The 12,337-nt window shown below is 71.3% G+C and carries 12 protein-coding genes and 1 tRNA gene; 6 read left to right on the forward strand and 7 right to left on the reverse strand.

Annotated features, from left to right (window positions below):
- Positions 1-66 precede the first annotated feature (66 nt).
- Genes BCR15_RS03405 through BCR15_RS03415 form a run of 3 tightly spaced genes read right to left on the reverse strand, consistent with a single transcriptional unit; the run spans position 67 to position 1,641 of the window.
- Positions 67-696, reverse strand: coding sequence for an SAF domain-containing protein (locus BCR15_RS03405; protein WP_068750460.1), 630 nt, complete (start codon positions 694-696; stop codon positions 67-69).
- Between the two features lie 52 nt (positions 697-748).
- On the reverse strand, positions 749-1,021 hold the full coding sequence (locus BCR15_RS03410; RefSeq protein ID WP_068750462.1) for an FmdB family zinc ribbon protein: 273 nt from the start codon (positions 1,019-1,021) through the stop codon (positions 749-751).
- Between the two features lie 44 nt (positions 1,022-1,065).
- On the reverse strand, positions 1,066-1,641 hold the full coding sequence (locus tag BCR15_RS03415; RefSeq protein WP_176715180.1) for a 5-formyltetrahydrofolate cyclo-ligase: 576 nt from the start codon (positions 1,639-1,641) through the stop codon (positions 1,066-1,068).
- An 18-nt stretch (positions 1,642-1,659) separates the two neighbouring features.
- Here BCR15_RS03415 and BCR15_RS03420 point away from each other — a divergent pair, with 18 nt between their 5' ends.
- The 3 genes from BCR15_RS03420 to BCR15_RS03430 all read left to right on the forward strand — a co-directional run bounded on the left by BCR15_RS03420 (position 1,660) and on the right by BCR15_RS03430 (position 3,952).
- Positions 1,660-2,961, forward strand: a complete 1,302-nt coding sequence (locus BCR15_RS03420; protein WP_068750466.1) for a molybdopterin molybdotransferase MoeA — start codon at positions 1,660-1,662, stop codon at positions 2,959-2,961.
- Positions 2,962-3,041: 80 nt separating this feature from the next.
- Positions 3,042-3,815 (forward strand): hypothetical protein, encoded by a 774-nt coding sequence (locus BCR15_RS03425; protein WP_068750468.1) that lies wholly within the window; start codon positions 3,042-3,044, stop codon positions 3,813-3,815.
- Between the two features lie 61 nt (positions 3,816-3,876).
- Positions 3,877-3,952, forward strand: a tRNA-Ala gene (locus tag BCR15_RS03430).
- A gap of 10 nt (positions 3,953-3,962) precedes the next feature.
- Here BCR15_RS03430 and gtfA read toward each other — a convergent pair.
- Together gtfA and BCR15_RS03440 are read right to left on the reverse strand one after the other, a co-directional pair.
- Positions 3,963-5,459, reverse strand: coding sequence for a sucrose phosphorylase (gene gtfA, locus BCR15_RS03435; protein WP_068750471.1), 1,497 nt, complete (start codon positions 5,457-5,459; stop codon positions 3,963-3,965).
- A 44-nt stretch (positions 5,460-5,503) separates the two neighbouring features.
- Positions 5,504-6,694 (reverse strand): MarP family serine protease, encoded by a 1,191-nt coding sequence (locus tag BCR15_RS03440; RefSeq protein WP_068750472.1) that lies wholly within the window; start codon positions 6,692-6,694, stop codon positions 5,504-5,506.
- Positions 6,695-6,785: 91 nt separating this feature from the next.
- On the opposite strand from BCR15_RS03440, the gene BCR15_RS03445 reads away from it, so the two are divergent.
- The 3 genes from BCR15_RS03445 to nhaA all read left to right on the forward strand — a co-directional run bounded on the left by BCR15_RS03445 (position 6,786) and on the right by nhaA (position 10,276).
- Complete coding sequence (locus BCR15_RS03445) at positions 6,786-8,117, forward strand: MFS transporter (RefSeq protein WP_068750474.1); 1,332 nt, start codon at positions 6,786-6,788, stop codon at positions 8,115-8,117.
- Between the two features lie 9 nt (positions 8,118-8,126).
- On the forward strand, positions 8,127-8,723 hold the full coding sequence (locus BCR15_RS03450; protein WP_068750476.1) for a hypothetical protein: 597 nt from the start codon (positions 8,127-8,129) through the stop codon (positions 8,721-8,723).
- Between the two features lie 260 nt (positions 8,724-8,983).
- Positions 8,984-10,276, forward strand: coding sequence for a Na+/H+ antiporter NhaA (nhaA, locus tag BCR15_RS03455; protein ID WP_078919739.1), 1,293 nt, complete (start codon positions 8,984-8,986; stop codon positions 10,274-10,276).
- An 18-nt stretch (positions 10,277-10,294) separates the two neighbouring features.
- On the opposite strand, the gene BCR15_RS03460 is transcribed toward nhaA, so the two are convergent.
- Positions 10,295-10,780 carry a flavin reductase family protein gene (locus BCR15_RS03460; RefSeq protein ID WP_078919738.1) on the reverse strand — a complete coding sequence of 162 codons (486 nt, stop codon included), beginning with the start codon at positions 10,778-10,780 and terminating at the stop codon, positions 10,295-10,297.
- A gap of 53 nt (positions 10,781-10,833) precedes the next feature.
- Positions 10,834-12,267: a uracil-xanthine permease family protein gene (locus tag BCR15_RS03465; protein WP_068750478.1), complete on the reverse strand. Its 1,434-nt coding sequence runs from the start codon at positions 12,265-12,267 to the stop codon at positions 10,834-10,836.
- Between the last annotated feature and the right edge of the window lie 70 nt (positions 12,268-12,337).

Below are 12,337 nucleotides of genomic sequence, written 5' to 3' on the forward strand. Positions count from 1 at the left end.
ACCGGCACGGACCGGCGGTGGCCGGCCGCATCGATGGGCCCCGGTCACCTTAACCGCATCCTGGGCTCATGGCCCATCGGTGACGCCGCCCAGCGCGATGCTCAGCTGCCCTCCTTGGCCGAGGATCGCGACCATCGGCGCCGTCTCCGCCGGAACGTCCACCAGGAGCAGGTCGCTCTGGCTGCTGCCGACCGCGAGCCCGGTGGTTTCGACCCGCTCGGGTACTGCGGCCACCCGGGCGTCGCTCGTGAGGACGTCAGCGGATTCGGCTGCCGCGACGATAAGGGTGATGCGGTCCCCGGGGCGCAGCAGCGGCCGCAGCCCCGGATCTGCGAGCGTGATCGGCACGACGGCGCGACCAGGATCGACGGCGTCCGCGCCGGCAAGGAGGCCCGGCTGCAGGACGGTGCCCGCGGAGAGGGGGACGGCCGTCGTCGCTCCGAGCGCGGCGGCCGCATCGTTCAGTGCGTCCGCGGGAACGGCGTCGACGGGGAGGGCAGCCTGTCGGAGATTCTCAGCCGCGAGCGCGTGACCCGCGGGGACGTCGGTGGCCGCGATGAGGACCGGGACGGTGGCGCCATCTGAGCCGGCGAGCCAGTGGGCGAGTCCGAGGACCGACAGCCCGGCCAGCAGCGCGCCGATCGAGCGCCGGTGCCAGGAGACGAAGGCCGCGATGGCCGCGAGAGGTCTGGTCATGCCGCCATGGTGGGCGGTCAGCGACCCGATCCTCCGTTGTCCACAGACTGGATCAGGCGGTGGCGGCGGCCCCCGCGGTCGCAGCGGGCTTCGGCGCGGCAGGCTTGGCGTCCGCGGCGGGGGCGGGGGCCGACGTCGCAGACTTCGTCGAGCGGGAGTCGGTGGCGTAGAAGCCGGAGCCCTTGAACACCACTCCCACTGCGCTGAACACCTTGCGCAGGTCGCCGTCGCACTCCGGGCAGTCCGTCAGCGCGGGATCGGTGAACTTCTGCACCGCCTCGAGGTCGGTGCCGCAGGAGGTGCAACGGTACTGGTAGGTGGGCATGCGCGGTCCTCATGAGATGGGGGTCGAGTGCCCCCCATGGTATGTCAGGAGCGCAGGCGGACAGAAACCCGTTCCGTGACATAGCCGTCCACCGCGACGTCGTGGGACAGCGTCGGCAGCGCGTCGACGATTTCGGCGTCCCTCGCCAGGGCGATGATCCGCGCGTCGGCGGCGCGATGCACCAGCGCTCGGTCGTACCAGCCGCCGCCCGTACCGAGCCGCGAGCCGTCCCGCCCGACGGCGAGGCAGGGGACGACGATCGTGGCGGCCCCCGCCAGCGCACCCGGGGGCAGGGGCTCGCCGGCCGGCTCCGGAATGCCCATCCGGCCGGCCCGCAGGTCGTCCCAGGAGCGGACGGACGCCCACCGAGGGGTCCGGTCGAGCACGGGGAGCAGCACGCGCCAGCCGAGGGCGAGCAGCGACTCCCCGATCACGCGCGTGTCCGGCTCGTCGGGGCGCGAGGCGTAGAGCGCCACCGTGCCGACGGGGTGTGTCGCGAGGTCGTCCAGGAGCCGACGGGAGCGTGCGGCGTTGTCAGCGGCCCATTCCTCGGTGGTGAGCTGCGCCCGGCCGGCCAGGAACCGCGCCCGCAGCGCGTCCTTCCGGGCCTCGATGGTCATTGGCATATCGTAGGCCCCATGGCTTGGTTCACCCGGAAGAAGCAGGACGACGGCGTCGCGGCCGTCGAGGCACCGGTCGAGGAGGAGCCCCGCCTGCCGGAGCCTCCCCAGCTCGACGCGTCGGGTCTGCGCAGTGTCGCCGACCATCTGGCGTACCTGCAGAGCCTCGTCGAGCCGCTGCGGCCCTTCGGGATGTCGCTGCTCGAGGCGTGGGACCAGGTGATGTGCGAGGACATCGACTCGATGATCAACGTGCCGCCCAACAGCACCGCCAAGATCGCCGGCTACGCCGTGCGAGCGGCCGACCTGGTCGACGACGAGGGACACCTCGCGCCGCCGCTCGAGATCGTCGACCTCGACGTGGAGCGGCTCCCGGTCGGAGGCGCGGCCACGGTCGCGCCCGGCGACGTCCTGCCCCGCGGCGCCACGGCGGTGCTGCCCGCCACGTTCGGGACCGTCGAGGACGGCCGGGTGCGCCTCATCGAGCGGGTCTCCGACGGTGAGTATGTGCGGGCCGCCGGCGAACACCTGCGCTTCGGCACGCGGCTGCTCAGCGAGGGCGACGTGCTCGACGACCGCGGCATCGGCCTGCTGGCCAGCGCCGGCATCGACAAGGTGATGGTGCGGCCCAGGCCGCGCGTCGTGGTGGTGAGCTCCGGCGAGCATCTCGTCGAGCCCGGCCCGTCGGTCCAGCACGGTGAGGTGTCCGACGCGAACTCCTACATGGTCGCCGCGGCAGCCAAGGCGGCGGGCGCGACCGTCTTCCGGGTGGCCGTCCACTCCAACGAGCCGGACGCGATCCGGGAGGCCATCACGGACCAGCTGATCCGCGCGGACCTGGTGATCTCCACCACCGGCGGCCGGCGCGAGGACTACGAGGCCGTCGTCGACGTGATGTCGGAGCTGGGGCTCGTGGACTCGGTCAACGTGGCGATGTCGCCAGGCCGCACCCAGACCTTCGGGCTGATCGGCGAGGACCGCGTGCCCATGCTCATGCTCCCCGGGAACCCGGTGAGCGCCTACGTGTCCTTCCACGCCTTCGCGCGGCCGCTGATCCGCGCGCTGATGGGTGTGCGGGCCGAGCACCGCCCGGTCCGGGCCATCGCCGCGCAGGGCATGCGGTCCCACCGCGGACAGCTCCACCTGCTGCGCGGCCGCGTGACCATGGAGGGCTCCATCCGGCACGTCACGCAGGTGAGCGAGCCGTACGCGCTGGCCGAGCTGGCCGGGGCGAACGCCCTCATCGTGCTCGACGAGCACTCCGAGGTGGTCAACGCCGGCGAGGCGGTCAAGGTGTGGCTGCTCGACGAGGACGAGTGAGCCGGAGACTTTCCGGACCAACCTGGCGACGCGCCGACCCCTGGCGGGCGAATCACACCGTTGTTGTTTAACGTGGGGGCGTGCTCGCCGGACTCCTCATCGCCATCGTCGTCGTCGTCGGTCTGGCCGTGGGTCTGCCCTGGGTTCTCAGCAGCCGCGACACGGACCAGGAACTCGAAGGCGACCCCACCGAACGGTTCTCCGACTCGGTGCGGATCCTCCACCGCGACGTCGTCGACGCCGTGGCCGAGGAGGACGCCGCCCGCGTGTCCACCCCCCTGACCAGGCGTGCCGACCTGCTGGAGCTGCGGATGGTGGCCCGGCAGGCGGCGCGCCGCCGCCTGGTGGTGCTCGCCGTCCTCGCGCTCGCCGTCGTGACCCTCACGGTGCTCGGGGCCCTGGGCATCACGCCGTGGGGGCCGGTGGCCATCCCCGCCGGCCTCATCGTCGCCTTCCTCGGCGTCGCCCGCTTCTCGGTCGTCGCGATGCACCGCGACCTCGACCAGCGGGCCGCGGTCCTCAAGGCCGGGTTCGACGAGGACGAGGACACCGCCACCATCGATCTGACCGAACGGGAGAACACCGAGTCCGTGGAGATCTCGATCGACCTGTCGATGCCGACGACCATGGGCGCCCTGTGGGATCCCATCCCGGTCGTCCCGGCCACCTACGTCCAGCAGCCGCTGCTGCCGAGGACCGTGCGGACCATCGACCTGTCGGCGCCGGTGTCGGCCACCTCGCCCTTCGTGCCGACGGCGGACAACCCGACGCACGAGGCGGTCGCGGACGAGGCCACCGGGCCGATGGAGACGGGTCGTGTCGCGGAGTTCCGGCCCCGCGCCGTCGGGGAGTAGAGCCTGACCAGCGCGACTTGGACGCCTCTCCGGGGTGGTGCTAAGCTTCGTGATGCTTTAAGGGGCTATGGCGCAGTTGGTAGCGCGTCTCGTTCGCAATGAGAAGGTCAGGGGTTCGAATCCCCTTAGCTCCACCACAACCGGGTTTCACGCCCCGCCCAACTCCAGCAGGTCATCGACCCGCCACTCACCCTCCCGCGATTGCCAGCTGAGCCTCGCGCTGCCGTCGGCCAGAGTGATCGCCGCCTCCACCACGCAGGTCGGGTCCACGACACCCCGCCGTCGCATGGTCAGGGTCGTGCCGTCCAACTCGACCTCCAACGCGCCGTCGAAGGCGGGCAGCGTCGACCGCAGCCGGCAGAGCGCCATCAGTGCCCGCACCACGGGTCGCGCCAGCGCCTCGTCGATCTCGTCGACCGTGTAGTGGTGCCGGTTGATGTCGCGGCCCACGCTGGTGCGCCGCAACAGATCCAGGTCGTTGCCCCCGGCCAGCGCGCCCACGTAGTAGACCTGCGGTACCCCCGGCGTGAGGAACTGGATGAGTCGCGCCGCCAGGTACCTGCGGTCGTCGCCGACGGCGTCGTAGAACGTCGAGTTCACTTGATAGAGGTCCAGGTTGGAGGCCGCCGCACCCGTCGCCTGGCGCGACGCGCCGCCGGTGCGCTCGTGGATGCCCTCCACCAGGGCGTCGATCTGGTCCGGGGTCAGCAGCCCGGGCCGCGGCGGGTCGCCCGGTTCGACCGTCTGGTCGGCGCCGACGTCGATGACACCGATGCCGTCGTGCGTGTCGAGCACCGTGACGCAGTTGGTGGGGCGGATCCGTAGCCACTCCATCAGGGGGGCTCCGTCGCCGGTGTAGAGGGCGTGCAGCACGAGCGGCGGGAGGGCGAAGTCGTAGACGAGGTCCACCTTCTCGGCGATCTCGATCTGCCGCTGGTAGTAGGAGTGCACCTCTACCAGCACCTCGGCGCCGCGGGTGCGGGCCTGGTCGGCGAAGCCGGCGATGAACCGGTAGGTCTCCGGCGTCATGAACGAGGTGGTACCGGGGGTCTTGACCGCGTAGCCGACGGCGTCGAGCCGGACCAGCTTCACGCCGCCGCCCGTCACGGCGTCCAGGACGGACTCGAGGTACTCGCGGCCCGTGTGTGTGGAGATGTCGATGTCGATCTGCTGGGGTGTGAACGTCGTCCACACGTAGCGCAGGCGGTCGCCCAACCGGATCGCTGTGAACGGCAGGCCCGGCCGCGGCCGGTAGATCCTGGCCAGGTCCTCCTCGCGTGCGCCGTCGGGGAACACCGAGCCCATGGTCAGGAACAGCTCGGCCCACGGCGAGGCGTCCCCGCGCTCCCGGACGTCGAGGAACTGGGGCGAGTCGGAGGAGACGTGATTGACGATGAGGTCCGCCATCACCTCGTGGGTCGCGGCCAGGTCCGCGACATCGCCCCAGGTCCCGAGCCGGGGGTCGACGGCGGTGTGGTCGATGGGATCGAAGCCCGCGTCCGCCCCGTCGAACGGGACGTAGAACGGAAGGATGTGCACGCCGCCGAAGGCGCCCGCGAACCGGGTGCGCAACACCTCCCTCAGGCCCCGGATCGAGCCGCCCAAGCGGTCGGCGTAGGCGATGAGCTGTACCTGGTTGCGCATGGTTCCTCCCGATGCACCCGATCCACTCAGACTACGCCGGCGCCTCAGCCCACGCAGGCCTGCGTGTCGACCTCGGCGGTGGCCGTGGCGGCCCCGTCGACGAGCGCGTCCGTCTGTGCGGTGGTGAGGGCGTAGGTGGTGTCGGGGTCGACCAGTGACACGGCGAACACCGTTCCGGCCACCTCGCCCGCCTCGGTGAGCAGTGGGCCGCCGGAGTTGCCCGGCTCCGCGACGGCGCGCAGCGCGTACACCTCCCGCAGCACCCCGGTGGAGCCGTAGATGTCGTCGCCGTTGGCGTCGAGTGTCCCGCGCACGCGCCCGGAGGTGACGGTGTAGGGCCCGCCGCCCGGATAGCCCGCGACCGCCACGGCGGCGCCCGTGTCCAGCGCGCCGGCGCGGACCAAGGGCTGCGCGCCCAGACCGGGGACGTGCAGGACCGCGAGGTCCAGGTCCGGATCGAAGGCGACGACCGTGGCCGCCAGTTCCCGCCCGTCGACAGCGACGGTCACGTCGTCCGAGCCCGCGACAACGTGCGCGTTCGTCACGACGCGCTCGGGAGCGCTGACCCAGCCGCTGCCGGAGCTCGCGGCGAACGGCCCGCGGCACTCCGGCACGGGCGCGGTGATCCGCAGGACACCGTCGGCGGCCGCCTGGACGCCGGGCAGCTGGGCCGTGGCGCCGTCAGGTGCGGGCACGGGGAGGTCCGGTTCGGGGAAGAGTCCGCTGAAGACGCGCGGGAAGCCGGCGGCGTCGAGCACGGCCGTGAGGCGCGCAGCCTGCCGGGTGGCCTCCGCCGGCAGCATCCTGCCGAGGGTGGCCAAGGTGGGGGACTGGTCGATGGCCTTGGCCCACGGGGTGGGGGCGATGGGCTTGACGGCGGCCGCCAGGACCCCGATGACCAGCCCCGAGACCAGCACGGCACCGGCGGCGCCCAAGACTGCGTCGACGGGGTGCGGCCGCCGCGGCCCGCGCAGCGACCGTCCGATCGATCCGATGACGGCGTCGCCGAGGGAGGCGCCGAGGACCGCGGCGCCGATGAGAGCCAGCGTCTGAGCGACGAGCGACCAGTCGGCCCCGAACGCGGCCAGCAGCCTCGGACCGGCCCACAGCCCGCCGACGATGCCGACCACGGTGCCGACGAGCGAGAACGCCCCCGCCACCAGCCCGGTGCGCCAGCCGCGCAGCGCGTAGCCGAGCAGGAGCACGACGATGACGACGTCGAGGATCCCAGGCATGTGGCCCTCCTTCCGGGCGTAGCTCAAGGGTGCCACCACCGCCAGGTGACCCCGGGTGGACAACGTTTCCCAGTGGGGGTTGACTGTCCCGGTGAGCCGCGTCCGCAACCCCATGATCGTCACCCTGCTGGGGTTGCGCGGCAACGGCCGCGCATCGGTCTACACGGAGCCCCTGTGGGGCCTGTCGATGCAGCTGGTCCTGCCCTACGCGTCGGTGTTCATGCTCGCGCTGGGGGTCCGCGACGCGGAGATCGGCCTGTTGGCGACCATCTCGATGCTGTCCCAGGTGGTGTTCGGGCTGCTGAGCGGCGTCATCACGGACAAGCTCGGCCGGCGGATGACGACGGCGCTGTTCGACATCGTCGCCTGGTCCATCCCGTGCTTCATCTGGGCGTTCGCGCAGAACTTCTGGTGGTTCCTCGCCGCGTCCCTCATCAACGGCGCCTGGCAGGTCACGCAGAACTCCTGGGACTGCCTGCTCGTCGAAGACGTGGATCGCGCCGAGATCCCCAAGGTCTATTCGCTGGTGAAGGTCGCGGCCGAGTTCAGCGCGCTCTTCGCTCCCATCGCCGCCTTCCTGGTGTCCAGCCTCGGCCTCGAGTTGGCCGTGCGGATCCTGTACCTCAACGCGTTCTTCATCATGTCGGTCAAGATCTGGCTGCTCTACCGCTACACCACCGAGACGGCGACGGGCCGCATCCGGATGGAGCAGACCCGCGGGGTGAGTATCTGGCGGTCGCTGGCCGAGTACCGCGGCGTCCTCGGGCTGATCGTCCATTCGAAGGGAACGATCTTCTCCCTCGCCATCGCCGCCATCGTCGGCGCGGTGGCGCTCGTGAACGCCACCTTCTGGCAGGTCGTCATCAACCAGCGCCTCGGAGTGCCGGACGCGCTGCTGCCGTTCTTCCCGATGGTCCGCTCCCTGCTGTCGGTGCTGTTCTTCTTCACCCTCATCCCGATGCTCACCCACTCGCGGCACCTCAAGGCCCCCACCCTGATCGGTTTCGCGGTGTACCTGACCGGCCAACTCCTGCTCGTCGGCATCCCATCACCCGACGGCGCCGCAGAGGTTTCCACCTACGCGCTGCTGGGCGTGTGCCTGCTGTTGGACGCCTTCGGAGGCGGGATCCTGTTCATGTTGGCGGAATCGCTGGTGGCGCTGCACGTCGACCGGCATGAGCGCTCCCGTGTCATGGCCATCCAGCGCACCGTCGTCATGCTCATGACCGCACCGTTCGGGTGGATCAGCGGCTGGCTGTCGGGGATGGACCGCAGCTGGCCGTTCCTCCTGACGTCGGCCCTGCTCGTGCTCGGCCTGGTGGTGGCCGGGTTCCTCTGGGTCACGACGCACGGTGAGCACGACGATGAGGATCCGCTCGGCATCGAGGACGCGGTCCCCGGCGGGGGCGCGCCGGGCGCGTAGCCTGGACGGATGACTGAGCCGAGGAAGCCCCGCCGCCCCGCCCTCCGCGAGCCCGCGGTGCTCGACGTCATGGGGGAGGGGGTCGACCCCGTGGCCGACCTCCACGCGGCGCACGAGAGTGCCGCGGTCCTCCTGGGCGTCGGGCGCGAGCGGCGCGATCCGGAGGTCACGAACCGTCTGCTCGCCGTCGTCGACGAGGTGGGCATCACGACGTTGGCCGACCTGTGGGCGGCGCGGCCGGCTCGTTCGCTCCCCGGAGTGCTGTACCGCCTCTACGTGCTGCGGGAGTGGGTGCGTGCTGAGCCCGACCAGGCCGCGCGCCAATACGCCGCCGGGACGCACTTCTCCGAGCCCAACCACGCCGTCGCGGGCGCGGACCCGACGGGCCCCGACGCCGTGCGGCGCGTGATCGACGACATCCTGCGCGGCGTCTTCGACGGGGACTTCGGCCTCGCGATGGAACGCGCCGCGGCGTTCGCCCGGGTGGTGTCGGCCGGCCGAGACAACCTCGTCACGCGCGACGGCCACCTCTCCGGCAACCTCATGGTCCTGGCCGACGACCTCGCCGCCAGCGCCAAGCTGTGGCGGGCCGGCGCGCTCGAGTGACGCGCGGTTTGCGTCGCGGGCTGTGGCGGGTATTCTCGGCGAAGTGCCGAGCCGCGGTAGCCCCGGGCTCCAACCTTCGCCGCTGAGAGCGGCCACGCGCCGAGAGGCGCTCCCGGCTCGGCACCCCACTCTTCCCCCGGCGCGGACGCGCTGGGGGATCCCGCGGCGGGTTCGGTAATCTTGCCCCTTGGAGTGTCGGGAAGTCTGGTCGACGTCGTGTTCGGCGAACCCGCCGCACCGGCCGACCGGAAGGAGCCCGTGTGACCCCGACCCCCGAGACCATCAGCCCTCGCCAGCGACTGCGCCGCTGGGTGACGCTCGAGACCACCAGCGGTGTCCTCCTGCTGATCGCCGCCGTGCTGGCCCTCATCTGGGCCAACTCGCCCTGGTACGAGTCCTACCTGGCGCTGTCGAAGACCGTCGTCGGCCCGGAATCGCTCCACCTCGACCTGTCGCTGGCGAAGTGGGCCGCGGACGGCCTGCTGGCCGTGTTCTTCTTCATCGTCGGCGTCGAACTGAAGCACGAGATCGTCGCCGGCAGCCTGCGCTCACCGCGCGAGGCCGGTGTCCCGGTGTTCGCCGCGGTCGGCGGCATGGCAGTGCCAGCGATCATCTACACGATCGTCATCCTGTGGGCGGGGGACCGGACCGCCTTGTCCGGCTGGGCCATCCCGACGGCCACCGACATCGCCTTCGCGATCGCCGTCCTGGCCATCTTCGGCCGGGGCCTGCCGCGCGCCCTGCGCACCTTCCTCCTGACGCTGGCCGTCGTCGACGACCTGCTCGCCATCATCGTGATCGCCGTGTTCTACACCGACGGGCTGCAGCCGCTGTGGCTTCTCGCCTCCTTGGCCGTGATCGCGGTGTTCGCCTTCGTTGTGCGGTCGCGGCGTCCCTCGCCGTGGCTGCTGCTGCCGCTGGCCGCGGTGGCCTGGGCGATCATGCATGCCTCCGGCGTCCACGCGACCATCGCGGGTGTCCTCCTCGGCTTCACCGTGCCCGCGCTGCTGGTGCACGGCGAGGACCACCCCCGCACGCACCACTACGAGCAGGCCGTCCGGCCGTTCTCGTCGGGCATCGCCCTGCCGCTGTTCGCGTTCTTCTCGGCGGGCGTGTCCCTCGTGGAGGGCGACGGCGCCGCCAGCCTGTTCGCGCAGCCGGTGGTCCTGGCGATCGTGCTCGGCCTCGTGGTCGGCAAGGTGATCGGCGTGCTGGGCGTCACGGCGCTGGTGACCCGCGTGACGCCGCTGCGGCTCCCGGACAGCATCGGCCTGCGTGACCTGCTGCCCATCGGGTTCCTCACCGGCATCGGCTTCACGGTGTCGCTGCTCATCGCCGAACTCTCGTTCCCGGATGAGGAGCACACGGCCGCCGCCAAGCTGGCGATCCTGCTCGCCTCGCTGATCGCGGCCGTGCTCGGTGCTAGCTTCCTGCGTTGGGACGCCCGCAAGCTCCGCAGCCGCGACATGAACGAGGACGGCGTGCCGGACACGAAGACCGAGATCATCCGCGATGCCCGCGACGTCTCCGACGACGTCGACCCCGTCCACTGAGGCCACGGGCCCGCGCGGTCAGGGGACCGGCGCGGGCACCAGGTCCTGGAACTGACGCAGGTGGTAGGCCAGGGATGCGACGCCCCCGGTCTGCGCCGCCGTCACCGTGCCGAGGATGATCGTGTGGTCGCCGCCCGGCTCGAACGTCAGTTGGTCGCACCGGACCCAGGCCGCCACCCCTTCGATGCGGGGCAGGCCGTGGTCGTCGTGCCACGCGAGGCCGGCGAACCGGTCGGTGAGGTCGCGGCGGGCGAAGCGGAGCGCGATGTCCGACTGGCCGGCGGCCAGGATGTTCACGCCGATGCGGCCCGCGGTGCGCACGCGGTCGATCATCCCGCCGCGGTTGTCGAGCGCCAGGACCACCATGGGCGGCATGATCGACAGCGACGCGAACGCCGACACAGTGGTGCCGCTCGGCGTTCCGTCGACCGCGGTGGTGATGACGGTCACCGGCGCCGGCACCCTGGCCATGGCGTCGCGGAAGGTGCTCTGCAGGTCGTCCACCACTCCAACCTAATGGTGGGCGCCAAGCGGGCGCCCACCATGTCCGGCGGGGGTCAGCGGACGGGGTCGTCGTCCTCGTCGACGTAGATGCCCGGCGCGTCGTAGATGAGCGAGGCACCGTCGGCCGCCTCGCGCATCTCGCGGGGGGCGATGAGCCGCGCCAGGTGGTACACGCCGATGGTGACGATCGTGCCCAGCGCGATGCCGCCGAGGCTGAAGCCGTCGCCGAAGGGCAGCTGCACGTCGCCGACGCCGATGATGATGCCGGCCGCCGCCGGGATGAGGTTGAGCGGGTTGCCGAAGTCGACGCGGTTCTCCTTCCAGATCTTCGCGCCGAGCAGGCCGATCATGCCGTACAGCACGACGGTGATCCCGCCGAGCACGGCGCCCGGCGTCGCGGAGATGACCGCACCGAACTTGGGCGAGAACCCGAACAGGATCGCCACGAGGGCGGCGACGACGTAGGCGGCGGTCGAGTACACGCGGGTGGCGGCCATGACGCCGATGTTCTCGGCGTACGTGGTGGTGGGCCCGGCGCCGACGAACGTGGCGAGCATCGAGCCGGCACCGTCGGCGGCGATGGCGCGACCCATGATCGGGTCGAGGTCCTCACCGGTCATCTCGGCGACGGCCTTGACGTGGCCGGTGTTCTCCGCGATGAGCGCGATGACGACGGGGAGCGCCACGATGATCGCGGCGAACGAGAACGACGGCAGGTGGAAGCCCACGACGTTGTCGGTGGCGCCGTAGCTCCAGGTGGCGAGGTCGGAGACGGGCGGCAGGCCGAACCAGTCGGCGGAGGCGACCGACGCCCAGTCGACGCGCAGCTGCTCCGTGACGGTGCCGTCCTCGGCGACCTTCTGCATCGGCCCGAAGGCGAGGTCGAAGACCCAGCTGAGGATGTAGCCGATGACCAGCGACAGGAAGATGGCGATGCGGCCCATGAAGCCGCGCAGACCGATGCTCAGCGCGATGACGATGAGCATCACGACGAAGGCCAGCCACGGGTCGACCGGCCAATACACGGACGCGACCACGGGCGCGAGGTTGAAGCCGATCAGCATGACGACGGCGCCCGTCACGACAGGCGGCAGGGCGCGGTGGATGACCTTGGCGCCGGCGAAGTGGATGATGAGGCCGACCATGAACAGCGTGAGCCCGACGACGAACAGGGCGCCCGTCAGATCGGCCGGGTCACCGCCCGCGCCGTAAATGGCGGTGGCGACGCCGACGAACGACGCCGACGAACCGAGGTAGCTGGGGACGCGGTGCTTGACGGCGACGAGGAACACCAGCGTCGCGATGCCGGACATCATGACGGCGAGCTGCGGGTTCAGCCCCATCAGGAGGGGGAACACGAACGTGGCGCCGAACATCGCGACCACGTGCTGCGCACCCAGCCCGATCGTGCGGCCCCAGGTGAGGCGCTCCGTCGGTTTGACGACGGCGTCGGGTTCGAGGATTCCGTTGTTGTGCAGCTTCCACATGGGGCGCATTCCTTTCGTCGGGCAGATGCTACTGCCTGGCGTGCTGCTGCCCGGCACCGGGACCGCCCCA

Source organism: Tessaracoccus lapidicaptus, assembly GCF_001693815.1.
Classification (GTDB): domain Bacteria; phylum Actinomycetota; class Actinomycetes; order Propionibacteriales; family Propionibacteriaceae; genus Arachnia; species Arachnia lapidicapta.